The organism is Cohnella sp. GCM10027633 (assembly GCF_042675445.1).
GTDB lineage: Bacteria > Bacillota > Bacilli > Paenibacillales > Paenibacillaceae > Cohnella.
This window is the reverse complement of record NZ_JBHTGV010000021.1, coordinates 1-25,214: the sequence shown is the minus strand read 5'-3', so window position 1 is coordinate 25,214 and position 25,214 is coordinate 1. Positions and strand designations below refer to the sequence as shown.

Sequence of the window (25,214 nt, the reverse complement as noted above, 5' to 3'; positions counted from 1 at the left end):
CGGTCAGCCGAACCGCCGCGCCGAATGAACGACGTTGCCGCCGACGAGCGTATCGCTGACGAGCGGCACGCCCCTCGTCTTGCGGACGACGATTAGGTCCGCCTGCTTGCCCGCTTCAATCGAGCCGACGACGTCTGCCCGACCGAGCATGCGCGCCGGTTCGAGCGTCGCCATCGCGACCGCCCGGGACAGCGCGACGCCCTCGTCCTCGAGCGCGAAGATCGCGTGCAAGAGCGACGCCGGATGGTAGTCGGAGCAGATCATGTCGGCCGCCCCGCGCCTCACCGCGTCGGCGGCCTTCATATTGCCGTCGTGCGAGCCTCCGCGCACGATGTTCGGCGCGCCGACGCAGACGTCCATGCCGCGCGACTTCGCGTATGCCGCCGTATCCAGGCTAAGCGGGAACTCGGACACCGTCGCTCCGAACGACAGCGAGTGCCCGACGGCGGCTTCGCTGTCGTCGTCGTGCGAGGCGACGGCGATGCCGCGGGCGCGCGCCTCCGCGGTCAATGCCCGCAGCCGCCCCCAATCTACCTCGGCGCGTCGCCCTTGCAGCTCGTCGACGATCGCCTTCACTTCGTCGAGTCCGACGCCCTGATTCTTCATGACGTACTTCTCGAACGCCCCCGGCCGATGATATTGACCGATGCCCGGCGCATGGTCCATGAGCGACAAGTAGTCGATCAGTCCTTCGGCGATGCATCTGCTCGCCAACCCGAATCCCGTCAGGTGCGACACCTCGTACCTCAGATGAACGCCGTGGCGGATCATCGTCGGCTCCCCGCGGAACGACGCGATCAGCTCGATCATCTTTGAGACGAGATGTTCGCCCCGCAAGCTTAAGCCGACGCCGAGCGACAGCGAGTGCAGCATCGTCGTGATGCCGTGTCCCGCGAGCTTCTTCTCGAAGTTCAGGAACGCCATCTCCATCGGGAACAGCGTGTTCGGCCGAGGCTCCACTTCCTTCTCGATCGCGTCGCAGTGCACGTCGACCAGTCCCGGCAGCACGTAAGCCCCCTCCGCGTCGATCGCGGAATCGTTCCCGCCGACTCCCGTTACCGCCGGACCGACCGATACGATCGTACCGTCCTCGATCGTCACGTCCCCTCGGATTACGCCGTCCGGCAATACGATGCTTCCGCCTTGAATCGTCAATCGGCCCTTCATGTCCGCGCCGCCCCCGTCCCCGTCTCTCGTTTCGTACCTATCATTTTACAACAATGCCGTCATCGAATCCAAACAAGCGCCAAGAAACCCGAATCATGAAAAAACGCACCCCCGAAGGGATGCGGTTCATTCGGCGTTGCTTATTACGGCGCCATCTCGAGGAACTTGACGTCTGGAAGACGCTCCATCGCCGTGCGCATCGCGTACTCGTTCTCGAACAGCGCGACGTCGTTGTCGTTCTTGTCCTTCACGAGCGTCGAGTTGATGCGGAACTTCGAAGCGTCGACCTTGCCCACGAGCCATCTCGCGAACTGGAACGTCGTGCGGTTCAATATGATGTCGACGCCGTACTCGTTCTTCATCCGGTACTCGAACACCTCGAATTGCAGTTGCCCGACGACGCCGAGATACGTATCCTCGAACGCGCCGACCGAACGGAATACTTGCACCATGCCTTCTTCCGTCAGCTGGTCGAGGCCTTTGATGTACTGCTTCTGCTTCAGGGCGTTCTTCACGGACACCTTCGCGAAGATTTCCGGAGAGAACGTCGGCAGCTCGTCGAAGATCACGTCGCGTCCTTCCGCCAAGCTGTCTCCGATGCGGAAAATCCCCGGATCGAACAAGCCGATAATATCGCCCGGATACGCCGTCTCGACGATATCCCGGTCCTGAGCGAGGAATTGCTGCGGCTGCGCGAGCTTGATCTCCTTGCCGGCGCGCACGTGACGGACCGCCATGCCGCGGTTGAACTTGCCCGAGCAGATGCGCAGGAACGCGATCCGGTCGCGATGTGCCGGGTTCATGTTCGCTTGGATCTTGAACACGTAGCCCGAGAATTTCTCGTCCGTCGGCTCGATTTCTCCGTCCGTGCTCTTGCGAGGCGTAGGCGAAGGCGCAAGCTGCAGGAAGTTCTCGAGGAACGTCTGCACGCCGAAGTTGTTGACCGCGCTTCCGAAGAAGACCGGCGTCAGCTCGCCGCGGCTCACCTTCTCGTAATCGAACTGGTCGCCCGCGACGTCAAGTAGCTCGAGATCCTGCGCCAGCTGGTCGGCGAGGTAGTCCCCCGCCATCTCACGGATAATCGGATCGTTGTAGTCCGACGCCTTGCGCACCTCGATCGTGGAGTGGTCCTTGCCGTTGAACAGCTCGACTTGGTTCTTCATCCGGTCGTATACGCCCGCCAGTTCGCGGCCCATGCCGATCGGCCAGTTCATCGGTACCGAGCGGATGCCGAGCACGCGCTCGATCTCCTCGAGCAGCTCGAACGGGTTCTGCCCTTCGCGGTCGAGCTTGTTGATGAACGTGAAGATCGGAATGCCGCGCTTGCTGCACACTTGGAACAGCTTGATCGTCTGCGCCTCGACGCCCTTCGCGACGTCGATGAGCATGACCGCGCTGTCGGCGGCCGTCAACGTCCGGTACGTATCCTCGGAGAAGTCTTGGTGACCGGGCGTATCCAAGATGTTCACTTGCTTGCCCGCGTATTGGAACTGCATGACGGAGGACGTAACCGAGATGCCCCGTTGCTTCTCGATCTCCATCCAGTCGGACGTCGCGTGGCGCGCCGCCTTGCGCGCCTTGACGGAGCCCGCCGTATGGATCGCTCCCCCGAACAGAAGCAGCTTCTCCGTCAGGGTCGTTTTGCCCGCATCCGGGTGGGAAATAATCGCGAACGTACGGCGCTTCTCGACCTCATGCCGCAGTTCGTCGGTAGGTTTTGAACTCATTCGTGGAAAAGTCCTTCCTCTGTAAAATGACAGCTTCCATTATAGCATATTCAAGCAATAACGGCTCACGCCGAGGAGCAACCGACATGGGTTATCTTATGAATCGTTAATATATGGTAAACTTGACTATACAACAGAATAGGCTTGCAAGGGCGGTCGGCTAGTCTCCCGGAAGGGAGGTGATGCCATGGAGGTAAAGGACGCGTTAGGGCTAATGATTTCATTCGCTACTCTCGTCGTACTTATGCTTTCTTTCCATAAAAAGAAATAGACCGCCCTATGCCCAAGGTTAACGGTCTATTACAATAGCCTTATCCGAAGCCTACCGCCCTTAAAAGCGGCTGTTGTCGAAGGAGTCGTGTTAGCCGCACGGCTCCTTTGCTTTGTTCCAAGTATATCATACCGCTCCTCGCCATCAAACCGAAACGAACAAAAAAATCAAGCGGCCAGCCCCATCAATGGCGCAGCTCCGTCCCGCTTCGCCGGCGCTGCGACGGCACGCAGCCTTCTGCTCTGCAGCGCGGCCATCGCCGGTACGGGATCCGTCTCCCCTTGCCGCAAGATCGCGAGCATCGTCCCGATATCTCCGCCCTCGTAAGCAATCGCGAGCGTCCGGAGCACGTCCTTCAAGCCTTCGTCCAGCGGGGCCGGCAACGTCCCCTGCGCGATTGCCTCCTTCGCCGCGGGCAGCGCCGCGCGCGCCCGGTGCAACGCGGCTTTGACCGCTCCGACGGTAATGCCAAGACCGAGCGCCGACTCCGCGGCGGAGTACCCGCAGGCGTCCCGAAGCAGCCATACCGCGCATTGCAACGGCGTCAGATGCGCCATGATCGCATTCAAGGCCGATTCGATGCCGAGTACCCCTTCGTCGGGCAGCGCATAGGGCGCAGCCTCGGAACGAACCGCCTGAAGAGCTCGCGAGCGCGCGCCGTTCTGTCTCGTCCGATCGATCCAAGCGTTGCGGGCGATCCGCAGCAAGAACGCTTCCGGGTTCGCGTGCGCGAGTCCCGCTTCGGACTCGAGCGCCTTCAGCCACGTCTCCTGCGACAAGTCTTCCGCATCCCAGCGGGATGCCGTCAGCGAGAGGCAGAAGCGGCCGAGCGCGCCCTGCAATCGCCGGATATCTTGGGATTCCCGTATCGTTTCCGTCATGACGTGCACCTCCGTCGCTTTCATTATACGCGTCCTTGCTACCGTAAACGAACGAGATGACCCCGAAGATACGGCTCCGCCGAAAATATTTTATCGCGTATCCTCCGCGCCTCCCGCTCCGTTTACGAATCGCAAGACGCAAACAACGAACGAATGAAAAGAGGGATGAACGAATGAGTCATTACATTCCGTACGTCGTCGAACAGTCGAACCGCGGAGAGCGATCTTACGATATCTACTCCCGCCTGCTGAAGGACCGCATCGTCTTCCTTGGCTCCGCGATCGACGACCAGGTCGCGAACAGCATCGTCGCCCAACTGCTGTTCCTCGCGGCGGAGGACCCCGACAAGGAGATCAGCCTCTACGTCAATTCGCCGGGCGGATCGACGACCGCGGGCTTCGCCATCTACGACACGATGCAATTCATCAAGCCGCCGGTGCATACGATCTGCGTCGGCATGGCCGCCTCGTTCGCCGCGATTCTACTGCTCTCCGGCGAGAAGGGCAAGAGGTTCGCGCTCCCGAGCAGCGAGATCATGATTCACCAGCCCCACGGCGGAGCGCAAGGCCAGGCGAGCGATATCGCGATCAGCGCGAAGCGCATCCTCGATACCCGCGCCCGGCTCAACAAGATCGCCAGCGAGCGAACCGGCCAGCCTCTCGAACGGATTGAGCGCGATATGGACCGCGACTACTTCCTCTCGGCGCAAGAGGCGCTCGATTACGGCATCGTCGACGAAGTAGTTACTCGGCTAGGCTAGGCGACGCGTAACGCCGCCAGACTGCCGATCGTACCGCCGAATCGGTCATTCGGCGGTCTTCGTCGGGTTCGCGGCCGACTTCTCGGCTTCCGCCAGCTTCTCGTCGACTTCGAGCGCAAGCTTATGCAGCCGTTCGGAAATTTCGTCGTCATCGGCCGTCAAGATCGTATTGAACCGTTCTTCCAGCTCCCGCGTCCAGGCTTCGTAGAACTTCGCATCGTTGCCGATAATCGCCGCATGCTTCGCCTCGTCCAAGTAGAACGCAAGCTCGGGAGACGCGCCTAGTCTCACTCCGTCCGCGATGGCGGCGCTGGCCGGCACGCGGTCCTGATTGATCTTGAGCGAATCCTCGTTCGCATCGATCGCCAAGTACTTGATGAACGCCCATGCCGCCTCCGGGTGCCGGCTCTTGCCCGATATCGCGTAGCCGCCGTAGGAGACATCGACCGTTCGCACGGTCCCCTCCGCGTAAGGCATCGATACGATTCCCACCCTTGCGCCGTCCTTCGCGTCTCCGGAAGTCGCCACGTTGATTCCGCCGATGCCGAACGCGACGTTGCCGGGGGCGAAGAAGCCGCTTGCGGACCGCTGGACGTCGACGGCCGCATTAACGATATCCTTCAGCGAGCCGACCGCATCGATCGCCGCCTCGCCGTCAAGATAGCCAACGGTCGTCTTGCCGTCGGAAGAGAGTAACGATCGTCCGGTCTCGCCCAACATCTTGGTGAAAAAGTAGAACGGATATTCGCCTAGCGCCCTCGCGCCCGTTCCGGCCCCGTTGATCTTCCTGGCGACGTCCGCGAATTGCGCCCAAGTCATCTCTCCTTCTGGATAGGGGACTTGCGCTCTGTCGAACACGTCTTTGTTATATGCCAGCGCCGTCGGGTACAGATGGTTCGGCAGCATGAGCAGCTTCCCGTCCTTCTTCGCCCATTCGATGTATTCGCTCGGAATCGTCGCCCCCGTCGCATCGTGCATCGAGGCAAGATCATATAACAATTCAGGCGATTCCGCCGCGATTCTATCGTAATCGTAATTGAAATGGATCCTGACGATATCCGTCGGGGAATCTCCCTCCAGGAGCGGCAACGGCGAGCTGAACGGCGTCTGCTCGTCGTTCCAATCGAGCGTGTCGATGACGACTTTAATATCGGGATTCAGCTTGTTGAAGTTGTAGGCCGCTTCCACGTACATCCGTTCTTGATAATTGATCATCGCCATGGCGTCGTTCTTGTCGGGGACGCCGCTGCCGCCCTCTGCAGTCAACGCGCCGCCGAACAGCGAATATACGGGAAAACGGACTTCGGCTACTTTCACCGGCTTCTGCGTCTCTCCTCCCGCACAGGAAGCCAATACCGTCAAGGCAATCGCCGCAACGGCCACGCTGAACTTCGATCTCATCCTCGCCACCGACCTTATCGTGAATTCCGCCAAAAAAAAGGATGCGACGCGAGGACTTCTCGTCCTCTGATGTCGCACCCTGTTCGTTACCTGATTTTAACATACTCGTCAATGCCCCGCGACCGGTTCCTTCGCCTCGGCGGACGCGTCGAGTTTCTTGTTGCCCATGAACAGCGCGGCGACGAGAGCGAGCACCGCCGGAATGATCGCCCACGCGAACGTGTATACGATCGAGGAAGACAGCATCTCCGATATCCGATCGAGCGCGTCGTCCGGGAACATCGCTCTCGTGGCCGGGTCCAACAAGGCGTGCGGGTCTTTCAGGTCGATACCTTCCGGCAACCGGGACGCCTCGTCTCCGCCATGGAACGCGCCCGTCATTTTGTTCAAGAACAGATGGCTCTGAATGATGCCGAACGTCGTAATGCCGATCGTCATGCCGAGCGAGCGGATGAAGTTCAGCGTCGCGCTGGCCGATCCGCGTTGTCGGTAGGACAAGCCGTGAATGGCGGCGTTGCCGAGCACAGAGAACGACGCCCCGATACCGAGACCGATCAAGATCATATATATCGTCACGATGAACCGCGTCGAATCGGCGTTAAGCGTCGCGACGAGCGCCGTGCCCGCCACGAGAATCGCCAGCGTCGGAATAAGCACGTTGCGATAAGGCATCTTCGTCATCAGGAAGCCGCCGAGCGTCGCCGTTACGACGGAGCCGACCATCATCGGCAGCAGCACGAGGCCGGAATTCGTCGCAGAGCCTCCGAGAACGCCTTGGATGAAGATCGGGATATAGACGGATGCGACGATGAACGCCGCGCCGCTGAAGAGCGCCGTCAGAATGCTCGTGGCGTACAGTCGGTTCTTGAATAGCCCGTAGGAGATGATCGGCTCCTCCGCCTTCGTCTCGGCGAACAGGAACACGGCCAACAGTACCGCGAAGCCGCCGAACAGGCTCAAGATTTGCCACGAATCCCATGCGTAGGACTTGCCGCCGAGCTCGAGCGCGAACATGAGGCAGACGATCGCTCCGAGCAATGTCCCCGCGCCTAGCCAGTCGATCGGCTGCTTGGAATGCTCGTGCGATTCCTTGTAGAAGAACGCCACCAGGATGAATGCGACGATGCCGATCGGCAAGTTGATGTAGAAAATCCATTCCCATGCGATGTAGTCCGTAATATACGCCCCGAGCAAAGGGCCGAATATGCTCGAGAGCCCGAACACCGCGCCGAACAAGCCGCCGAGCTTGCCGCGGGTTTCCAGCGGGACGGCGTCGAACATGATCGTGAAGGCGATCGGAACGAGCGCTCCTCCGCCGATGCCTTGAACGGCGCGGTAGATCGCCAGCTCCGTGATCGAACCGGCCGTACCGCATAGGATGGAACCGATCATGAACACGATGATGCCGAATACGAAAAACTTTTTGCGGCCGTACATATCGGACAGCTTGCCGAAAATCGGCATGCCCGCCATTTCGGCGACCATATACGCGGACGTTACCCAGACGAATTTGTCCATCCCGCCCAGCTCTCCGACGATGTTGCCCATCGCGGTCGCGACGATCGTGTTGTCCATCGAAGCCATGAGTATGCCGAGCAACAGGCCGGCGATGACCGCGCCGAGACCGTTCTTCTTCGATTGCGCCATTGTTGACGAGTCTCTCCTCTGCTAGGCCTGGCGAATGACTTCGCCGACTTTCGCGTTCTTATGAATGTCCAACGTCTTCGCGTATTCCACGCGGCCGATCTCGCAGCCCGGGCCGATCGTCACGCGATTGCCGCGCACGATGCCGGCTTTCGTATGCTGCAGCGACACTTCGTCGCCTTCGATCGAATCCGCCGTCAAGTCGCCCGCCGAATCCGGAGAGAACAGATGGACGAGCGTCGACGCCCTGCTTCTCTTGACGGTAATCGTTCCGCCGCCGATTTCCTTCGCCCGGCACGGTCCGTACATGCGCAGCTCGAGTCGCTCGGCGCTCGCCAGTCCGTTCACGGTGAACGCGCCGCCGACTTCGAGCGCGCCTGCTTCGCAATCTCCGTCGACTTCGATATGGCCCGTGAACTTAATATGTTCTCCGCGCAGGCGGGACGATACTGCCAGTTCTCCCCGGCCAGTAACGATACCAGCGTCAATAGATCCTAGATCGCATCGACCGGTCAGCTTAAGCTCTTCCGCTCTTAGGTTGCCTTGCACGGTCGCGTTACCCGTGCATGCCAGCTTCGTACAGTCGACGTCGCCATGAAAGACGCATTCGCCCGTAATGCGAACGTTGCGGAATCGTCCGCCGTTCGAAGTCGATTCGCCCATGATTTTTAAATCCGGCAACCGCAGCTCATTCATCCGTCTTCACCCTCTCCTTGATTACCGCGCTAGGATGCGCCCGAAGGTCGCCCTTGTACTCCACTCTTCCGACGACGCAGCCTTTGCCGATGGAAACCCGGCTGCCCCGAATGACGTCCGCGATCGTATGCTCCACGTCGATATTGTCTCCTTCGATCGTGTCCGCGCGAAGCTCCGGAGAGAACTTCGGGAACAACCATTTCCACAGCTTGTTCCAAGCGCTCTTGCCCGCTTGGCGCACGACGATCGTCTCCACGCCGATCTCTCGCGCGGCGCCCCGCCCGTGCAGCTTGACGTTCAACGTACCCGCGCTCAGCAGTCCGCCGACCTCGAAGCCGCCTTCGCCTTCGAACAATTCGCACTCGCAATCCCCGCTCGCGCTCAGCAAGCCGTTCAGGGACAGATGCTCTCCGGATACGGAGCCCTTCACGGTCGTATGGCCGTTAAACCTCAAATGCCCGCCTCTCAACGCGCCAGCCGCCGTCATCTTGCCGTTCAGCTCGAATCGTTCCGCAGTGACGCCGCCATTGACGCGAAGATGACCATCCGCCGTGAACGTTACCGCGCTCACGTCTCCGTGCACCTTGGCCATTCCTTCGATCTTGACGACTCCGTACGCGCCGCCGCCCGCGTCGCTTACGCCCTTCAGAATGAGATCGGGCAATTCCCGGTTATTCAATGTCGACTCCTCCTTCATATCAGCCTGCCCCGCAGCTGTTCGATGAGCTCCGTCAAGCTCAGTTTGGCTACGACTTTGACTCCGCCCTCGAAGTAAAGCTCGCTATCCGCGGACACGAGCAAGAACGTCGATACGCCCATTTTGCGAACGAACGCCAAGTCGCACGGCTTGCCCTCGAATTTCGGCAAATGCTCCTTCAAGACGGCAAGCAACCGCTCGCCCTCTTCCATCGTCATCTCGCCCGTCTGCAGCAACCTGTCGACGACGTAGAAGCAGAGGAGCATTTCGAACGTGTATACGGTATATTCGGGGTCTTTGCCCGCGAACTGCTCTATGACCACTTTCGAAACAATGTTACGTTCTTCGAACGCACTCTTACGCAATTCGTAATCGAGCAACATCGGCGATAGCTTATCGGCCACCTGATCGAGCGACAGATCGTCCTTCATGTTGACGATCTTGTCGATACGCGCCAATATCAAGTCTTTCGGGAAGAACGTCTCTTGCCCGGTGAACGTCGACTTGCGTATAAACCAATCCTCGGGGATAAGCTGCTTCCGTTTCCAGCGATAGAGCTGGCCATAGGAAATGCCCGTCGAATCCAGCAATTCCTTCTTCGAGATGAGATCTCGCTCCATTATTCATCTCCTCCATGCGTTTAATGTAACATAACACTGTTACGTTGTAAAGGCGTAAATGTGCGGTTCAAGAGAACGGCTCGCGACTATATAAGAATCCCAAGCCGCATCAGTCGGCTTGGGATTCTTGTCTTTCCTTGCCTTACTTACGCTTCACCGGAATCCAGATCTCGCTCCGGTAATTCGGCAACGACGTATCCTTGCTCTCGTTCCAGAGCATCTCCGGCCCCGGGGCTAGCTCGTAGCCCGCGGATGGGAACCATTCCGAGTAGATCCGGCCCCACACGTTCTGGAGCGTCTCCGGGAAAGGCCCTACCGCCTCGAACACGGCCCAAGTCGACGAGGCGACATCCAGCTTCGCGAAGCGCTCCGGAGCTTCGGCCGTCGTCGCGACGCCGATATAATGATCCAGCTCGCCTTGTTCCTCCATCCTGCCTTCGGAGAAGTTCACGGACGCGCTTAGCAACCCTTGGGGCTCGACGTTGGACAGTCCCTTCAGCGTCCCGATCGTCTCCATGTCCAAGCTTGCCCACATGGCGGCGATGTCCGGATTGACCCCGTTGAAGACGATCGGCACTCTTTTGCCTAGACCGACGATTCGGAACTCTTCCTTCTCTACGATGCGATAATTCATGGCATGTCCTCCCTTAACGGTTAACTGGAAGGTCATCGGCGGATACGACTTCAGCGAACGGCCGGGCACTCGCGCTTCGGAAGGCGTAACGCCGTGTAACTGCTGGAACGCTCTCCCGAACGCGTCCGGCGACGCGTAACCGAATTTGACCGCCGTGTCGATGACTTTGGCGCCCCGCTCCTGCAGCTCGAACGCGGCCAACGTCAGCCTTCTCCGCCTGACGTATTCGGAGAGCGGCACGCCGGCCAGGAAGGAGAACATCCTGGAGAAATGGTACTCCGAACAGCAAGCCAGCCTCGCGACTTCGTTCATGTCGATCTCGTCCTCGAGGCGGTTCTCGATATATCGCAACGCCTCGTTCATTCGCTTCAGCGAATCCATGTCGATTCGACCTCCCTTCACTTACGATCGTAACAGGTATCGCCGTCGCCCATCCGACAATCGGCGCACCGTTATGCAGGCATGCTCCTCGTATCGCGATCGCATAACGCAAAAACGGACCCCCGGAAGGGTCCGTTGAACGTCGCTTAATCGGCGAGCAAGAACGCGCGAGCAGGCGCAGCGTCGATTCCCGTCATCTTGAGCGGTGCGATGACGAGCGAATAGTTGCCCGCATCGACATGCTTCAGACGCAAGCCTTCGACGATAATGATGTCATGGCTCATGAGCGTGCGGTGCGTCGCGTAATCGGGCTGCGCGCGTTCGATGCCGAGCGCGTCGGTAGCGACCAAGCCCACGCCGACGTCCGCCAAGTACTTCGCGCCGTCTTCCCGCAGGAACGGGAATTCAAGGTCGAATTGTTCGGTAAGCGAGCTCGACGTCTTGAAGAGCAGACGTTCGCCGCGTTGAATGGCGTAGGGAAGAAGATCTTCCTTCGTGATGGAGCCTTTCACGTGCGTCAGATCAAGCACGCGCGCAGGTCCGACCAAGCGGTCAAGGGAGATCGTCTCGATCGTCTCTCCGCCCGCGATCATATGCAGCGGCGCGTCGACGTGGGTGCCGGTATGCACGTTCATCGTCAGCAAGCTTTCGTGAGGCTTGCCTTGATCGTGGTTTTGCACGTTCGAGATTTTCGGCTTCTTCGCCTCGTAGCTTTTCCACACTTGCATGCTCTCTTCGATCGTCATGCTAATATCGATTATGCGGGGCATCGGTTAACCTCCTTACTTGCTGTTCGAAATCCAGATGACGTTGTCTTCGTCTTGCCCGTTGACGGGCCACCAATGATGGCCGTTCTCGGACAGCATGCTATCGACTTGCTCCGGCCCCCATGAACCCGCAGGGTAGAATTGCAAGTCGCCGGCGTCTTCCTTCCACGCGGCCGCGATCGGATCGACCAGCTTCCAAGCGATCGCGAGCTCGTCCCAGCGGGTGAAGTACGTGGAGTCGCCGCGCGCCGCGTCGAAGATGAGGCGCTCGTACGCTTCCGGCGTATTGATGCCGGTCAGACAGCTTTGGCAATATTCCGTCGCGACCGTCTGGATCGACATGTCGTTGCCCGGCTTCTTGGCGTTCAGCTTAATGTAGATGCCTTCCATCGGATTGACGCGAATGACGAGCAGGTTCGGAAGCACGTTCTGCTTGTTCGCGAACAAGACGTTGTTCGGCACGTTCTTGAATTCGATGACGATCTCGGTCGACTTCACCGGCAGGCGCTTGCCCGTGCGCACGTAGAACGGCACGCCCGCCCAACGGAAGTTATCGACGAACAGCTTCGCGGCGAAGAACGTCTCCGTCGTGGATGCCGAATCGACCGATTCTTCGTCGCGGTAACCCTTAAGCTCCTTGCCCTTCGACGAACCCGTAGCGTATTGACCGCGGATGACGCTTCCGACGACTTCGTCGCGCGTCTTCAGCTTGCGGATCGAACGAAGCACCTTCACCTTCTCGTCGCGGATATCTTCCGCGTCGAGACGGCTAGGCGGCTCCATGGCGACCATCGTCAACATCTGCATGAGATGGTTCTGAACCATGTCGCGCAGGGCGCCGGATTTATTGTAATAAGCGCCGCGGTCCTCGACCCCTACGGTCTCCGCTAGCGTAATTTGCACGTTGGCGATGTGATTCTTGTTCCACAACGGCTCGAAGAACGCGTTCGCGAAACGAATGACCTCGATGTTCTGAACCATTTCCTTGCCCAGATAATGGTCGATCCGGTACACTTCGTCTTCGCGGAACACTTCGCTGATCTCCGCGTTAAGCTTCTCGGCGGACGGGTAGTCGTAGCCGAACGGCTTCTCGATGACGAGCCGTCTCCAGCCGTCGGATTCGAGCATGCCGCCGTCCCGAAGGCTGCGGGATACGTGGCCGAACAGCTCCGGCGCCAGCGCCAGGTAGAACAGCCGGTTGCCCGGAATGGCGTACTTGCCTTCCAGCTCTTCCGTGTGCGCCTTCAACTGACGGAAGCCTTCCACGTTGTTGATGTCGAGCGATTGGTATGTAAAGTGCTCGACGAAGGCGTTCCAGGACTCCGTATCGCTCGTCTTGTACCGGCAAAATTCCTTGATCGCTTCGTGAACGTCGTCGCGGAATTGATCGTTCGTTCGCGGGCGGCGGGCAAGTCCGACGATCGCGAACCGCTCTCCGAGCTTGCCTTCGCGATACAGGCTGTACAGCGCGGGGAATAGCTTCCGGCGGGCTAAATCTCCCGTAGCGCCAAAAATGAAATAGACCGCTTCATGGGCGGAGACGGATTCATAGTTGTTGTTTGTCATATTCCTCATCTTTCTTCTCTCACGGGATCTAAGGATAGGAGTAAACAAAGTACACTAAATCTCATGTATTGTAGCATATATGCCGGAATTGCGCTATGTTTTTAACCTACTATTGCCAAGTTAGGCATCCGTCCCTCGCCTGGTCGTCCTTATTCCGCGATACCGTTGCGATGCGCGTAGATCGCCGCTTGCGTCCGGTCTTCCACGCCGAGCTTGCCGAACAGATTCGTCAGATGATACTTGACCGTCTTAATGCCGATGAACAGCTCGTCGGCGATCTCCTGATTAGACTTCCCCTGCGCGATCAACTTCAACACTTCCATTTCCCGATCGGTCAGATCCTCGTGCGGCTGCGCCGCCGCTTGCGCCGGACGACGGAACCGGTTCATCATCTTCGAAGCGACCTGCGATTCGAGCACCGACTGCCCGCGAGCCGCGGCGCGGATCGCGTCAGCGATCTCGGAAGCCCGCGACGTCTTCAACAGATAGCTGAACGCGCCCGCCTCGATGACCGGATACAGCTTCTCGTCGTCCAAGAAGCTCGTCAGCACGATGACGCGGCAGCCCGGATGCTCTTCCATCAGCCGGCGCGTCGTCTCGATGCCGTCCATCGGCTCCATGACCAGATCCATTAATACGACGTCCGGCTTGTATTCACGCGCCAGACGCAATCCGTCCATTCCGTTGCCCGCTTCTCCGACGACTTCGATGCCTTGCTCCGTGCCGAGCACGGCCGCGAGTCCGATACGCACCATCTCATGGTCGTCGACCAACAATACGCGAATGTCTGCCATGTCCGCTTAACCGCCTTCTCCCATGATGGGTACCCTGATTTCGATTCGCGTGCCTTTGCCCGGCGCGCTGGCGATATTGAGCGAGCCGCCGATCTCGTTCACCCGCTCTTCCATATTAACCATCCCGTAGGACGCGTGCTTCTTCGTGTGCGGATCGAAGCCGATGCCGTTGTCCCGGATGCCGAGCCGTACCGAATCGCCGCGCCGCTGCAGCACGATGTCCATCTTCGTCGCCTTCGCATGGCGCAGCGTGTTGGACAACGCTTCCTGCACGATGCGGAACAGATGGTTCTCCATGCCTTTGTTCAAGTACAGGTCCTGCTCCATCTCGAGCGCGATATCCACCGCGATCTTCGCGCGCATCTCCTCGACGAGCTCGGGAATCGCCTCGACGAGACGCTTGCCTTCAAGGTGTACCGGGCGCAAGTGCAGCAGCAGCGCCCTCATCTCCGATTGCGCGGCTGCCGCCATCTCCTCGATCAGCTCCACTTGCCTTCTGGCCCGCTCGAAGTCTTGATCGAGCGTGCGCCCTACGGCAGTCGCCGTCATCGAGATCGCGAACAGCTGCTGGCTGACCGCGTCGTGCAATTCGCGCGCGAGCCGCTGCCGCTCTTCGACGACCGCGCTCATGCGCGCCTTCGAAGCCAGCTCCGCGTTGTTCGTCGACAAGCGCTGCAACGACGTCACTTGTTCTTCCCACTTGCGTCCGAGCCTGCCGAGCTGATCGCCGAGCCTTCCGATCTCGTCGTGGCCCAGTCCCGGCAACGGCGGGCTAGGATTGCCCTTCTCCAGCGAAGACATCGCGTCTCCGAGCAGCTCCAGCCGGCTGCGAATCGGATAGCTCCGGAGGAATCCGAACGCAGCGCCGGCGACGATCAGCACTCCGACCGCATACGCGGCGAACTTGACGACCGAAGACCAGTCTCGGAACGGCGCAGCCATCCCTTGCGCCTGCAGCAGATAGACGACCAGCACGCCGATGCCCAGGGAGTAGAGGACCGCCTCGCCCATATGGCGCCACACCATATTCGTGAACTTTCGAGACTCCATGCCGCTCCCCCTCGCCGATCGGTTAAATCGTTCTTATTTTGATATCTCCTACGAGATAAAATAACTGTAGTTTCAACTGCGTCTCGCGATTCTCGAAATCCGGCGAACGCCACGACAAGCGTTGGAACATGCCGCCTTCCTTCGTCTCTCCGAACGAGATTTGCCCGACGAGCACCGCGGCCTCCACTTCGAGCCCGTAATCGTCTGGCACGATCAAGTCGACGTTGCCGACGAGCCCTTGCAGCACGATCGTAAGCTGCTTATCCTCGGGCACGGCGAGCGACATGTCCATGCGGACTTCTCCGATCGCGTGCCAGAAGCTCATCGCGTGCAATACCCAAGAGCTCTCGTCCAAGCGCATGCTGAGCAGCAACTGATGCTTGCTCACGTACGTTCCCCCGGCGGCCGGAGGCTTCGCCCGCATATAGAAGATGCCGAGCGAGATCAGGATGAAGATCGCGAAGATCGCGAGCTGGTTGACGATCAGGACGAGGATGCTGATCGCGATCAGCACGAACGACAACCGAGACCGGTCCCACCGGTATCGGTCGATGCCAAGCCAGAGCAGCACGATCGCGTTGACCGTCGCGTAACCCGCGATAGCGCCTAGCGCAAGATAGATTCCTGCTGCGATGACGATCATGGCGGTCTTGGGCATCGGCAATCTCATGACGGGTTACACCTCCTTGATACATTAGGATCTTCGTCGGGCTCGAACGAACTCACCCTTGATACATTAGGATCTTCGTCGGGCTCGAACGAACTCGCCCTTGCGAATCTCGATGATCTCGTAACGAAAGCCATAACGGATAATCTCCGTTATGGCGTATGGTTCGCTCGCGCACTTTGACATCATAGCATATCTTGGCAAGCGCGAGAATGCTCGTTTATTGTCCGCCGGCGTTCGGAGCGATTCGGTTCTTCAGCTCGGCGAGCTCTTGCTCCACGCGGAAGCTCTTCTCCGGATCGAGATGAGCCGGCGCTCCGCCGAAGGCGCCGTTCGGCAGCCTGGCGACGTCCGCTTCGGCTTCGAGCTGCATGATCTTCTCTTCCATGCGGTGGAACCCGCGGGACGCGTTGCCGCTCTCGATCGTGTGCAGCGCGCTCACTTGCGCCATTTGTTTGCGGGCTTTGGCCATTTGGGCGCGCGCCGACAATTCGTTGCGCTTGTTGCGCAGCTTGTAGTATTCCTCTTTCATCTCGTGCAGCTGCGCGGTAAGCTCTGCGACTTGCGCGTAGGCTTGGCCGTGCAAGCCCGACAATTCCTCCGCTTGGCGGCCGAATTGCACTTTATCCTCGAGCAGCTTGCGAGCCAATTCCTCGTTGCCGCCGCGAAGCGCCAGCTCCGCTTGTCCTTCGCGCTCCGCGCTCAGACGGATCGATTCTTCGAGCCGTTGCTTCATTCGGCGCTCGGCGGTCATTTGCTTGGCGACCGTCACTTCCGCCTCGTGAATTTCCTTCTCCATGTCGCGGATGTACTGATTGATCATGACGATCGGATCCTCTAATTTGTCCAGCCAATCATGCATGGAAGCCTTCGTTAAATCCTTCATTCGTTGAAATACGCCCATTGTTATTCTCCTTTCGTCTGCTGCTCGATTTTGTCGATCTTGGCTTTCAGTTCTTCGATTTCCTTGCGCAACGCCTTCTTCTCGATATCCTCCATCATCTGGTCGATGCCCGCCGAAGCGGGACGACCGGCGGACGGAGGCGGCGTAGGCGCCGGCGCATAAGCCGGCGGCTTGCCGAAGTCCGGCGCAGGAGGGCGCGGGGGCTGAGGCGGAGCGCCCCATGGCGTACCTCCTTGCCCTTGATGCGGCGTCCAATTCGGAGAGCCGTATTGCGGTTGTTCCCGACCGCCCCATCCGTAAGGAGGAGGCGCGGCGCCGTATCCGCCGTTATTCGGATCCCGCGGAATGACGAAACCGGCAATGATGTAGACCAGCACGACGGAGCCCGCGGAGAACACCGCGACGATGATCAGCAGGACTCGCAGCAACGTCGTATCGACGTTTAAGTACTCCCCGAGACCGCCGCAAATCCCGAATATTTTTTTATCCCGATTCGAACGATATAGCTTACGCATCTCTTGAGCCTCCTTGTTGCAGTCTGCGCTTCATCGATTCCAGCTCCTGATCGATCGCATGCTGGGCGAGCGCGTTGCCGTAAGCGGATTCTTGACCCGACCGGCGCAACTCGAGCAGGCTGCGGGTTTCTACTTCGATATCCGTCAACCGGTCGTCGATCGTTCGGAACATGCCCGACGTATCCACGCCTCCGTTGCCGAATCTGGCGTTCAATCTTTGCTGCAATCGGAGCGATTCCATTCTGGCGACGTAGAACTGACGACGTTCGTATACAGTGCGATACTCGGAGCGAAGCTCCTGGATCATCCGTTCCAGCTCCGCGAGCTCGTGCTTGCTTTGCTCGTACAATCCGCGGTAATTGTCCGCTTGCGTCTCGTGCATGACCTTGTCGTGCAACGCGAGCCTTGCGGCGTCTTCTTCGCCGGCCTTCAGCGCGGCGACCGCTTGCGCGTCCCTCTTGTTGGTCCACTGCTCCGCGTCCTTCCATTGCCTGTACAGGTGCTCCGTATGAACGGCGTACTGGCGATGAAGCGCTTCGCTCTGCGTAATTTCCTGGTGCGTCGACCAGAGGAACTGATCGATGACGCGCACCGGGTCCTCGGATTGCTCCAATCGCTCGTGCAGATTCGCCGCCGTAATGTCGCGGACTCTTCTCATAACGCTCATTTCCTATGTCTCCCTCCTATGCCCTCGAATTTCTTCTCAGCATCGTCACGCCGAACGCTACCAGCGCGATTGCCGCTACCCAGACGAACAAGTGGGACAGCTGGCCGAGCAGCATAATGACCCCAATGAACCCCAGGACGCCGCCGAGAAGCCGGCTGCCGTTATTCCATGCCATGACGCCGAGTCCGATGACGAGAATCGGAATGAGCAGTCCGAACAAGAATCCTAAGCCGAAGCCCAACTTGCTTAGAATGATGAGTCCGCCGAATCCGATCAGGAGCATCGCAAGTCCGTTACCGCTTCGCATCGTTTGCTTCACCTCGTTTCCTTTGCTTTATGAATTCATTGTAAGCTTCCGCGCCCTTTAACATAACGGACTCGCGTATGTTTTTGATCCTAGACTGTAGTCGGGCAACGATACCGCCTTAAGACTTTCCCTTGTCAGACCTAAGGTTAAGCGCCCTTGGCAACAATTGTGGGTTTGTTCGACCTTCTTCCTATGTTAGCCTTAGGGAGCACATTAACCGGAGGTGAGGCAACTTGAGAAAACAACTGCTGGGTTTGCTTGCTGTCGGCGTATTGACTAGCGGACTGGCCGCCGTTCCGATGTCGGTATCGGCTGCTTCATCGGCTAACGGCAATGCTTCCTATAATGCGAACTGGTGGAACTGGGATTCTTATTGGGGAGGCAGCGACGCCCCCGCATACGATGCTCCTTCTAATAATATAGATAACGACAACGGCAATGACGCTTCCGAACCCGTTAAAGGTTCCGCTGAAGTCGAGAAGGTGATCGCGGACGGGATGAAGTATATCGGAGTGCCGTACGAGTTCGGTTCGAACCGCAGCACCAAAACGACGTTCGACTGCTCGGACTTCATGAAGTGGATATTCGACGAAACGCTGAACGTAACGCTTCCTTCCGACTCGCGCAAGCAAGGCGCGTACGTGAAGGAACACGCCGCGGACACCGTGCAGACGGACTGGCATAAGCTGAAGCGCGGCGACTTGATGTTCTTCATGAATTACGAAGGTTCCGAAGCGTCGGCTTACCGTAAAGTCGACAAGGACAGCGAACGCATTACGCACGTCGGCATCTACTTGGGCAACGGCCGAATCCTGCACACGTACTCCAAAGATAGCGGCGGCGTTCGTACGGACAGCTTCGAAGGCACCGCATGGGAGCATCGCTTCCTGTTCGGCGGCAGCGCGCTCTAGCTTAACCTGGAATGCTAACACCCCCTTCGAGGAATCGGAGGGGGTGTTGTTATATCTTGGGGTATAGCAATCTTATACCTTAAAGCTGGCAACCATCCGGTTCAACTCCGCGGCCAAAGAAGCGAGCGATTGCGACGATTCCGCCGTCTGGCCGGATGCCGCCGCCGTCTGTTCGCTCGCGGCCGCGATGCTCTCCACCGATTGCAGCACTTCCGACGTCTGAGCCGCTTGTTCTTGGCTAGCCGCGGCGATTTCCATCACTTTGCGCGACGATTGGTTCACGTGCTCGGTAATCCGATGGAAGGCTTGCTCCGTCACTTCCGTTTGCGCGACGCTTCGCGCAACCGCTTGTACGCTTTCCGCCGTGCTTAGCTGCATGCCTTTGATAATCGAGGTAATCTGCTTCGTCGCCTCGGTGCTACGTTCAGCCAGCTTGCGCACCTCGTCCGCGACGACCGCGAAGCCTCTTCCCTGCTCCCCGGCGCGCGCCGCTTCGATAGCCGCGTTAAGCGCCAGCAAATTCGTCTGCTCCGAGATGTCGTCGATCACTTCGATGATGACGCCGATTTGATCGGAATCGTCCTTCAACCGGCTCATCTTGCCGCTCGCTTCGTTCATTCCCGCTTTGGACGCCGTAACCGCGTCGGCTCCGTCGCCTGCGATCGAAACCGTCTCTTCGGCCAACTCGGCCGTGCTCTCGGCATTGACCGCTACCGTCTGAATCGCGTACGACAGCTCCTTGAACAGTTCCATGACGTGCTGCGAATTGCTCGCTTGGTTCGTAGCGCCGTCCGAGATCTCTTCCGTGGCGGCCGATATTTGTCTAGACGCTTCCGTCAAGCTGGTCGAAGATGCCATGATCCGGTGGATCATCTCTCTAAGGCTTTCCGTCATCCGGTTAATGGACATCGATAGCTGACCGAGCTCGTCCTTCGAGCGGACGACGATCGGGTCGACTTGCAGATTGCCTCCCGCCACTTGCTCCGTTACGTGGACCGTCTGCTTGATCGTCCGTATGATCGACCGGAATATCCTCTGTCCGAAGCTCGTGACGACTGCGATGGACAACAAGACGGCGATGACCAGCCCCCACGTCATATTGCGATTGTCCTTCTTCGCTTCTTCGATATGCAGCTCCGCGTGAACGACGAGCATCTCTTCGAGCTCGTTCAAGCTTTCTCTGGCCGTTTGGAACGACGCCTCGTCAACGACGGTGCGAGTCGTATCGTCCTGCATTTCCTTTACCGCGCCGGTCCACGTCCCGAAGTTGTTCTCGAACGTCGCGAAGCTATCGAAGAACGCGTTACCGCTCGTCTCGTGCTTCATTTTATCGTACGTCGCCGCGTTTCCTTCGAAGATCCTTTTCGCGTCCGCTACCCGTTTCGCTACTTGCGCGACGTTCTCCTCGTACGATCGAAGCGCGGAATCGTACGTATCCGTCCCCGGTTCCGATCCGCTCATCGTATGCTCGTCCAAAAGCGCCTGATACATATCCCGGTCCGCGTTCAGCAGCAAATCCGATCCCCGGTACGTTTCCTCGTACAGCGTTTGAATGAGATTGCCGGACATTTTGTCCAAATTCCTGATTCCCATTCCGTTCGTTGCGATAAGCATCAGCAGAGCGATCGCCAACGACGCGAACAATTTATAAGACAACCGAATGTTCCCCAACCGAATCACACCCATTCTAAGATTATGAACCGTTAGATCCAATGGTATCGTCAGAATGTAATGAAAGTAGGGGTGAAACCGTTAGTTTTCGGTGAGATAATTGTGAGTTTGTCTAATAATTGTCTGCTTGCCGCGCATCTCCCCATAACGGAAACATCGCGGCTTGCCCCCGGTAGACGCCTTCCGCGTCGACGACGTTCCAGACGACCGCGTCGATAATCTCGAACCGCTTGCCGCTGCTTGCGATTCGAATCCCCCTATATCCGTCGGAGTACCCCTGTCGCTTGACGTCCTCCAGCAACTTCGTCCGATCGGCCCTCAGCGTAGGCTCCGCGGTCAATCTCGACGGCATCGACGTGAACGAAGGCCAATCCATCTCCCATAACGTCAAAGCTTGCCGATTGCCGAAGTTCAAGATCGGATCGGCTTCCGTACCGTGCGATAACAATGCGTACGGCGCTTCGAATAACGCTTCGGCCTCACTAGCCGCGCCTCTTCCCCCGCCGATCAACGACTTCCCGGTCAACCGGGCGTAACTGTCGATCAACAACTTGGCATGCGCCTCTACGTCGGCTAAATCCACCGTAGTATGAACCATCTCATCTCGCTCCTTATGCAAGGAAGGCGACAAAGGATAACCAATCCAGAGAGGATGCCCTATAATCGCCTTCTTCCTGCCTATTAGAATATAGCTGCAAGCCCAATCTGACAAGGAGGCACGAAATAATGAGAAAAGCTTTGGTTTCCGCGTTAATCGCCTGTATGGCGGCAATGGTATGGCTAGGGAGCCTGTTCGGACCGGAAATCCCCGCCGCGAACGCCGCCGGCACGAAGATTTCGTTGAACGCGTCGATGGTCGTCAACGAATCGAGCGTCGGCGATCCGACGTTGCTCGTCAATGAACAATCCGCCGCGGGAGACCCGCTCGGCGGAACCGGCGGCGCGCCGAATCAATCCTGGTTCGGCGGGTATAACGCATCGAGTTATCCGCTCTATGCTTACATCGATCTCGGACAGAGCTACGATCTGACGCACGTCTATCTTCGCGACGTTAACGACATCGGCGATTTCAAGGTGTTCGCCGGCAGCCCGTCGACGTCATGGACGTTGTTGTTCACCGACGATCTTGGCTCGTATAACGCGTGGAAGCCTCACGCCGTCTCGGTTACGACACGGTACGTACGCTTATCGATGGCAAGCAAGACGTCCAACATGTCCGAGATCGTCCTATACGGGACGCCTTCCGCCGGAGCAGATACGACCGCTCCGGCAGCCGTCTCTGATCTTGCCGCTACTTCCTCATCCTTTAATTCGATCGATCTAGCCTGGACCGCACCCGGTAACGACGGCACGAACGGCACGGCTGTAGCTTACGACTTACGTTACAGCATTTCGCCGATCACGGGCGCCAACTGGGCAAACGCGACGCAGGCGATCGGCGAACCGTCCCCTCAAGTCGCAGGCTCGGCGCAGTCGATGACGATCGGAGGATTGAGCGTCGCGACGACGTATTACTTCGCTCTCAAGACGTCCGACGGAGCCGCGAATACGTCCGCGCTGTCCAATGTCGCCAGTCGGGACACCTTACCGGTAGCGACGGGCGACGATACCGCTACGGTGACTTTACAGTTCGATAGCGCGGCAAGCGCTGCTTCCGTGCACAAAGCCGTATTGAAGTATAACAAAGACTTCGCCTACAGCTTCACTCAGGATGATACGCCCGAGAGCGGCTATTCCATGATGTACAAGTTGCTTCATGGCGGCACGCTCAAGGACGGAACGACGTCGAACGGCTTATTTTACACGGATGGTGCGGGTAATAACGTCGCGTTCAAGGCAGGCGTAGCGATTAACGGAAATTCGGTCGTCGCGAATGCGAACTCCTCCATCTATGACGCTTACTTGAGCTGGTCCAAGGTGCAGCAACTGTTCGATGCAGGCTGGGACATTCTGAATCACAGCTTTCAGCATGCGACCGGACTAGGCTCCGCCGCCGCCTATACCAGCCAAGTGACGCAGAATACCTCCATCGTTCAGAACAATATCGGATTCGAGATGACTCACTTCGTCGTTCCGACCGGCGACAAGAACTACTATCAGCCGGCGCTGGATAACGGCAACGTCGCGCTCTACGACCAAGCGTACGAATTGCCCGGATTCAACGGAGGCCTGAAAGTCGATGCGGCGCTTGCTGCCGGACCGTTCAAGCTATACCGCAACTCCGTTACTTCTTTGAATACGGCCAAGATCGATGCGGCCGCGGCTAGCAGCGTGAACGGCAACCATTATTGGATCAATGATTTCACCCATGACATCGCCGTTCAGAACTGGGGCGGGGGCATGACGCCGGCCGCTTTCCGCGGTCTCATGGAATACGTCGCGAATACGTACGGCAGCGGCGGTTCCGACCGCGTCTGGATGGCTCCGTTGCAGGAAGTGTACGAATACTTGAAGGTACGGGATGCCGTTACCGTTACCTCATCGCTATCCGGCAATACGCTGCAGATTACGCTCGATCTATCGGCGGTACCGGCCGGCCTGCGCAGACATGCGCTGACGCTGACGGTTAATGCCTCGACTTCGTTCTCCAATGTGCAAGTTACCGGCGCGACGCTTCGTTCGTTCAACGGGACGAACGCGACGAACAAGCTGATCAATCTCGAATGGTAACCCCTTAATAACGTTACGAAGCCGATCGGTATCGTACCCGATCGGCTTTTCCCTATAAAGACAAAAAAACCTCAGGTTAAGTATCCTGAAGTCGTCTGTTTAAATTATGGTGCCGGTGAAGGGACTCGAACCCCCACTCCCTCTCAAGAAACGGATTTTGAGTCCGTCGCGTCTGCCATTCCGCCACACCGGCATAATTTAAAAGTGGCGCGCCCTAAGAGATTCGAACTCCTGACCTTTTGATTCGTAGTCAAACGCTCTATCCAGCTGAGCTAAGGGCGCGTATATTCAGTTATTGGAGGCGCCACCCAGACTCGAACTGGGGGTAAAGCTTTTGCAGAGCTCTGCCTTACCACTTGGCTATGGCGCCGAGTAAAAACGAGTGGAGCGGAAAACGGGATTCGAACCCGCGACCTTCTCGTTGGCAACGAGATGCTCTACCACTGAGCTATTTCCGCGCAATGTGTAGTAACATTGATCTGGATTCGGTATTCTGATGGAGCGGAAAACGGGATTCGAACCCGCGACCTTCTCGTTGGCAACGAGATGCTCTACCACTGAGCTATTTCCGCATAAAAATGGCAGGGGATCCAGGATTCGAACCTAGGATGACGGAGTCAAAGTCCGTTGCCTTACCGCTTGGCTAAACCCCTATGTAGATAAAAATGGGGCGATCGAGGGGAATTGAACCCCCGAATGTCGGATCCACAAACCGATGCGTTAACCACTTCGCCACGATCGCCATGTAAATTCAGTTGGCAGGGGCAGCAGGAATTGAACCCACACTAACGGTTTTGGAGACCGCTGTTCTACCCTTAAACTATGCCCCTAAGATAAAGCTGGTGGAGGCTGATGGATTTGAACCACCGAACCGTGAGGAACAGATTTACAGTCTGCCGCGTTTGGCCACTTCGCTAAGCCTCCACGACTTAAGATAAAGCTGGTGCCGACTAGAGGACTTGAACCCCCAACCTACTGATTACAAGTCAGTTGCTCTACCAGTTGAGCTAAGTCGGCATGTTGTAGATGAAGTTTTGGATGGTGGCTCGAGACGGAATCGAACCGCCGACACGAGGATTTTCAGTCCTCTGCTCTACCAGCTGAGCTATCGAGCCTTGATTAAAGTGGCGGAGCCGACGGGATTCGAACCCGCGGTCTCCTGCGTGACAGGCAGGCATGTTAGGCCACTACACCACGGCTCCGCATTGTTGCCTCGGTCATCATCCGAGAAGATTGGTTGCGGGGGCAGGATTTGAACCTGCGGCCTTCGGGTTATGAGCCCGACGAGCTACCGGGCTGCTCCACCCCGCGTCGATGTTAAGTATTCGGTTTCCTTAAGGCGACTTTCATATCATAACCGATATCGCCACCCTTTTGCAACCCTCAATTAATGGTAATTCGTGATCGAGGGAAGATGGTGACCCCTAGGGGATTCGAACCCCTGTTACCTCCGTGAAAGGGAGGTGTCTTAACCGCTTGACCAAGGGGCCATGCCGTCTACTGCTTGCCTTACGAATTTACGAATGCATTATGGCGGAGAGAGAGGGATTCGAACCCTCGAGACGCTTTAGGCGCCTACACGATTTCCAATCGTGCTCCTTCGACCAACTCGGACACCTCTCCATAATGGCTCCCCGAACAGGACTCGAACCTGTGACAACTCGATTAACAGTCGAGTGCTCTACCAACTGAGCTATCAGGGAATGTAAGGATGACTTCAGCCTGGCAACGTCCTACTCTCCCAGGACCCTGCGGTCCAAGTACCATCGGCGCTGGAGGTCTTAACGGTCGTGTTCGGGATGGGTACGCGTGGAACCCCTCCGCAATCATCACCAGACCAGAAGT

General features: G+C 58.0%; 24 protein-coding genes, 16 tRNA genes and 1 rRNA gene. 4 read left to right on the top strand and 37 right to left on the bottom strand.

Annotation, left to right across the window (positions count from 1 at the left end; translation table 11 throughout):
• Positions 1–3: 3 nt before the first annotated feature.
• Positions 4–1,167, bottom strand: coding sequence for an alpha-D-ribose 1-methylphosphonate 5-triphosphate diphosphatase (locus ACFQZG_RS26565; protein WP_378157753.1), 1,164 nt, complete (start codon positions 1,165–1,167; stop codon positions 4–6).
• Positions 1,168–1,310: 143 nt separating this feature from the next.
• Complete coding sequence (locus ACFQZG_RS26560; protein WP_378157752.1) at positions 1,311–2,894, bottom strand: peptide chain release factor 3; 1,584 nt, start codon at positions 2,892–2,894, stop codon at positions 1,311–1,313.
• A gap of 187 nt (positions 2,895–3,081) precedes the next feature.
• Here ACFQZG_RS26560 and ACFQZG_RS26555 point away from each other — a divergent pair, with 187 nt between their 5' ends.
• Positions 3,082–3,165 (top strand): putative holin-like toxin, encoded by an 84-nt coding sequence (locus ACFQZG_RS26555; protein WP_378157795.1) that lies wholly within the window; start codon positions 3,082–3,084, stop codon positions 3,163–3,165.
• A 167-nt stretch (positions 3,166–3,332) separates the two neighbouring features.
• On the opposite strand, the gene ACFQZG_RS26550 is transcribed toward ACFQZG_RS26555, so the two are convergent.
• Complete coding sequence (locus tag ACFQZG_RS26550; protein ID WP_378157751.1) at positions 3,333–4,046, bottom strand: RNA polymerase sigma factor; 714 nt, start codon at positions 4,044–4,046, stop codon at positions 3,333–3,335.
• A 56-nt stretch (positions 4,047–4,102) separates the two neighbouring features.
• Here ACFQZG_RS26550 and clpP point away from each other — a divergent pair, with 56 nt between their 5' ends.
• A complete protein-coding gene (gene clpP, locus ACFQZG_RS26545; protein ID WP_378157750.1) occupies positions 4,103–4,807 on the top strand; it encodes an ATP-dependent Clp endopeptidase proteolytic subunit ClpP in 705 nt (234 codons plus the stop codon).
• Positions 4,808–4,852: 45 nt separating this feature from the next.
• Here clpP and ACFQZG_RS26540 read toward each other — a convergent pair whose 3' ends face one another.
• From ACFQZG_RS26540 to ACFQZG_RS26470, 15 genes are all read right to left on the bottom strand, one after another.
• On the bottom strand, positions 4,853–6,208 hold the full coding sequence (locus tag ACFQZG_RS26540; protein WP_378157749.1) for an ABC transporter substrate-binding protein: 1,356 nt from the start codon (positions 6,206–6,208) through the stop codon (positions 4,853–4,855).
• Positions 6,209–6,316: 108 nt separating this feature from the next.
• On the bottom strand, positions 6,317–7,855 hold the full coding sequence (locus tag ACFQZG_RS26535) for an MDR family MFS transporter (RefSeq protein ID WP_378157748.1): 1,539 nt from the start codon (positions 7,853–7,855) through the stop codon (positions 6,317–6,319).
• 21 nt (positions 7,856–7,876) lie between these two features.
• Positions 7,877–8,548, bottom strand: coding sequence for a bactofilin (locus tag ACFQZG_RS26530; RefSeq protein ID WP_378157747.1), 672 nt, complete (start codon positions 8,546–8,548; stop codon positions 7,877–7,879).
• Positions 8,541–9,227 carry a hypothetical protein gene (locus ACFQZG_RS26525; protein WP_378157746.1) on the bottom strand — a complete coding sequence of 229 codons (687 nt, stop codon included), beginning with the start codon at positions 9,225–9,227 and terminating at the stop codon, positions 8,541–8,543. Before ACFQZG_RS26525 ends, ACFQZG_RS26530 begins: the two co-directional genes overlap by 8 nt.
• 14 nt (positions 9,228–9,241) lie before the next feature.
• Positions 9,242–9,865, bottom strand: coding sequence for a YhbD family protein (locus ACFQZG_RS26520; RefSeq protein WP_378157745.1), 624 nt, complete (start codon positions 9,863–9,865; stop codon positions 9,242–9,244).
• A 142-nt stretch (positions 9,866–10,007) separates the two neighbouring features.
• Positions 10,008–10,880: an AraC family transcriptional regulator gene (locus tag ACFQZG_RS26515; RefSeq protein ID WP_378157744.1), complete on the bottom strand. Its 873-nt coding sequence runs from the start codon at positions 10,878–10,880 to the stop codon at positions 10,008–10,010.
• A gap of 146 nt (positions 10,881–11,026) precedes the next feature.
• Positions 11,027–11,650 (bottom strand): cyclase family protein, encoded by a 624-nt coding sequence (locus ACFQZG_RS26510; protein ID WP_378157743.1) that lies wholly within the window; start codon positions 11,648–11,650, stop codon positions 11,027–11,029.
• Positions 11,651–11,662: 12 nt separating this feature from the next.
• On the bottom strand, positions 11,663–13,222 hold the full coding sequence (gene zwf / locus ACFQZG_RS26505; RefSeq protein WP_378157742.1) for a glucose-6-phosphate dehydrogenase: 1,560 nt from the start codon (positions 13,220–13,222) through the stop codon (positions 11,663–11,665).
• Between the two features lie 140 nt (positions 13,223–13,362).
• Positions 13,363–14,007 (bottom strand): response regulator, encoded by a 645-nt coding sequence (locus ACFQZG_RS26500; RefSeq protein WP_378157741.1) that lies wholly within the window; start codon positions 14,005–14,007, stop codon positions 13,363–13,365.
• Between the two features lie 6 nt (positions 14,008–14,013).
• The gene (locus ACFQZG_RS26495) at positions 14,014–15,057 is read right to left on the bottom strand and encodes a sensor histidine kinase (protein ID WP_378157740.1); all 1,044 of its coding nucleotides are present in this window, start codon (positions 15,055–15,057) and stop codon (positions 14,014–14,016) included.
• 22 nt (positions 15,058–15,079) lie between these two features.
• Complete coding sequence (gene liaF / locus ACFQZG_RS26490) at positions 15,080–15,727, bottom strand: cell wall-active antibiotics response protein LiaF (protein WP_378157739.1); 648 nt, start codon at positions 15,725–15,727, stop codon at positions 15,080–15,082.
• A 217-nt stretch (positions 15,728–15,944) separates the two neighbouring features.
• The gene (locus ACFQZG_RS26485) at positions 15,945–16,628 is read right to left on the bottom strand and encodes a PspA/IM30 family protein (protein ID WP_378157738.1); all 684 of its coding nucleotides are present in this window, start codon (positions 16,626–16,628) and stop codon (positions 15,945–15,947) included.
• 2 nt (positions 16,629–16,630) lie between these two features.
• Complete coding sequence (locus ACFQZG_RS26480) at positions 16,631–17,143, bottom strand: PspC domain-containing protein (RefSeq protein ID WP_378157737.1); 513 nt, start codon at positions 17,141–17,143, stop codon at positions 16,631–16,633.
• Entirely contained in the window at positions 17,136–17,810 is a 675-nt protein-coding gene (locus tag ACFQZG_RS26475) for a PspA/IM30 family protein (RefSeq protein WP_378157736.1), read from the bottom strand. The genes ACFQZG_RS26480 and ACFQZG_RS26475 overlap by 8 nt, the downstream gene beginning before the upstream one ends.
• A gap of 16 nt (positions 17,811–17,826) precedes the next feature.
• Entirely contained in the window at positions 17,827–18,117 is a 291-nt protein-coding gene (locus ACFQZG_RS26470; RefSeq protein WP_378157735.1) for a LiaF transmembrane domain-containing protein, read from the bottom strand.
• A gap of 233 nt (positions 18,118–18,350) precedes the next feature.
• Between ACFQZG_RS26470 and ACFQZG_RS26465 the strand changes: the two genes are divergently transcribed.
• Positions 18,351–19,028, top strand: a complete 678-nt coding sequence (locus tag ACFQZG_RS26465) for a C40 family peptidase (RefSeq protein ID WP_378157734.1) — start codon at positions 18,351–18,353, stop codon at positions 19,026–19,028.
• A gap of 72 nt (positions 19,029–19,100) precedes the next feature.
• On the opposite strand, the gene ACFQZG_RS26460 is transcribed toward ACFQZG_RS26465, so the two are convergent.
• Together ACFQZG_RS26460 and ACFQZG_RS26455 are read right to left on the bottom strand one after the other, a co-directional pair.
• Complete coding sequence (locus ACFQZG_RS26460) at positions 19,101–20,684, bottom strand: methyl-accepting chemotaxis protein (RefSeq protein WP_378157733.1); 1,584 nt, start codon at positions 20,682–20,684, stop codon at positions 19,101–19,103.
• A 127-nt stretch (positions 20,685–20,811) separates the two neighbouring features.
• Positions 20,812–21,297 carry an MEKHLA domain-containing protein gene (locus ACFQZG_RS26455; RefSeq protein WP_378157732.1) on the bottom strand — a complete coding sequence of 162 codons (486 nt, stop codon included), beginning with the start codon at positions 21,295–21,297 and terminating at the stop codon, positions 20,812–20,814.
• 128 nt (positions 21,298–21,425) lie between these two features.
• Here ACFQZG_RS26455 and ACFQZG_RS26450 point away from each other — a divergent pair, with 128 nt between their 5' ends.
• Positions 21,426–23,369 (top strand): polysaccharide deacetylase family protein, encoded by a 1,944-nt coding sequence (locus ACFQZG_RS26450; RefSeq protein WP_378157731.1) that lies wholly within the window; start codon positions 21,426–21,428, stop codon positions 23,367–23,369.
• A 107-nt stretch (positions 23,370–23,476) separates the two neighbouring features.
• On the opposite strand, the gene ACFQZG_RS26445 is transcribed toward ACFQZG_RS26450, so the two are convergent.
• From ACFQZG_RS26445 to rrf, 17 genes are all read right to left on the bottom strand, one after another.
• Positions 23,477–23,562 (bottom strand) — tRNA-Leu (locus ACFQZG_RS26445).
• Between the two features lie 12 nt (positions 23,563–23,574).
• Positions 23,575–23,651: transfer RNA gene (locus ACFQZG_RS26440), tRNA-Arg, on the bottom strand.
• 14 nt (positions 23,652–23,665) lie between these two features.
• Positions 23,666–23,739: transfer RNA gene (locus ACFQZG_RS26435), tRNA-Cys, on the bottom strand.
• A gap of 13 nt (positions 23,740–23,752) precedes the next feature.
• Positions 23,753–23,827 (bottom strand) — tRNA-Gly (locus ACFQZG_RS26430).
• Between the two features lie 39 nt (positions 23,828–23,866).
• A tRNA-Gly gene (locus tag ACFQZG_RS26425) sits at positions 23,867–23,941 on the bottom strand.
• 7 nt (positions 23,942–23,948) lie between these two features.
• Positions 23,949–24,022 (bottom strand) — tRNA-Gln (locus tag ACFQZG_RS26420).
• Positions 24,023–24,035: 13 nt separating this feature from the next.
• Positions 24,036–24,111: transfer RNA gene (locus tag ACFQZG_RS26415), tRNA-His, on the bottom strand.
• A 14-nt stretch (positions 24,112–24,125) separates the two neighbouring features.
• Positions 24,126–24,199 (bottom strand) — tRNA-Trp (locus ACFQZG_RS26410).
• A gap of 10 nt (positions 24,200–24,209) precedes the next feature.
• Positions 24,210–24,293 (bottom strand) — tRNA-Tyr (locus ACFQZG_RS26405).
• A gap of 17 nt (positions 24,294–24,310) precedes the next feature.
• Positions 24,311–24,386 (bottom strand) — tRNA-Thr (locus ACFQZG_RS26400).
• A gap of 22 nt (positions 24,387–24,408) precedes the next feature.
• Positions 24,409–24,484, bottom strand: a tRNA-Phe gene (locus tag ACFQZG_RS26395).
• A gap of 10 nt (positions 24,485–24,494) precedes the next feature.
• Positions 24,495–24,571: transfer RNA gene (locus tag ACFQZG_RS26390), tRNA-Asp, on the bottom strand.
• A 32-nt stretch (positions 24,572–24,603) separates the two neighbouring features.
• Positions 24,604–24,680: transfer RNA gene (locus ACFQZG_RS26385), tRNA-Met, on the bottom strand.
• 104 nt (positions 24,681–24,784) lie between these two features.
• A tRNA-Glu gene (locus ACFQZG_RS26380) sits at positions 24,785–24,859 on the bottom strand.
• A 41-nt stretch (positions 24,860–24,900) separates the two neighbouring features.
• Positions 24,901–24,992, bottom strand: a tRNA-Ser gene (locus tag ACFQZG_RS26375).
• A 4-nt stretch (positions 24,993–24,996) separates the two neighbouring features.
• Positions 24,997–25,072, bottom strand: a tRNA-Asn gene (locus ACFQZG_RS26370).
• A gap of 17 nt (positions 25,073–25,089) precedes the next feature.
• Positions 25,090–25,206, bottom strand: a 5S ribosomal RNA gene (gene rrf / locus ACFQZG_RS26365).
• Positions 25,207–25,214 lie beyond the last annotated feature (8 nt).